The sequence below is a fragment of the Nocardia concava NBRC 100430 genome (genome assembly GCF_000308815.1).
In the GTDB taxonomy this organism is placed as follows: Bacteria; Actinomycetota; Actinomycetes; order Mycobacteriales; family Mycobacteriaceae; genus Nocardia; species Nocardia concava.
On the sequence record NZ_BAFX01000021.1, the window covers coordinates 1 to 410 of the forward strand.

Annotated in this window: 1 protein-coding gene; it reads left to right on the forward strand. The window is 61.0% G+C overall.

Annotated elements, in window-relative coordinates; translation table 11 throughout:
• The coding region (locus ON43_RS05740; protein ID WP_040804392.1) for a preprotein translocase subunit SecY at positions 1 to 410 on the forward strand (410 nt) is incomplete at both ends.

Sequence of the window (410 nt, forward strand, 5' to 3'; positions counted from 1 at the left end):
GTGGTCGGCCGCAAGATGTACGGCGGGTCCTCGACCTATCTGCCGTTGAAGGTGAACCAGGCCGGTGTCATCCCGGTCATCTTCGCCTCCTCGCTGCTGTATCTGCCGAACCTGCTGGCGCAGTTGACCCAGAAGAGCTCGGGCAATCCGGCCAAGTGGCAGGAGCTGATCCAGAAGTATCTGGTCAATCCCGGCAACCCGGTCTACGTGTCGATCTACTTCGCGTTGATCGTGTTCTTCACCTACTTCTACGTCGCGATCACCTTCAATCCGGAGGAGCGCGCGGACGAGATGAAGAAGTTCGGCGGCTTCATCCCGGGGTATCGCCCCGGTAAGCCGACCGCGGACTACCTGAACTACGTCCTGAGCCGGATCACCCTCCCCGGCTCCATCTACCTCGGTGCTGTCGC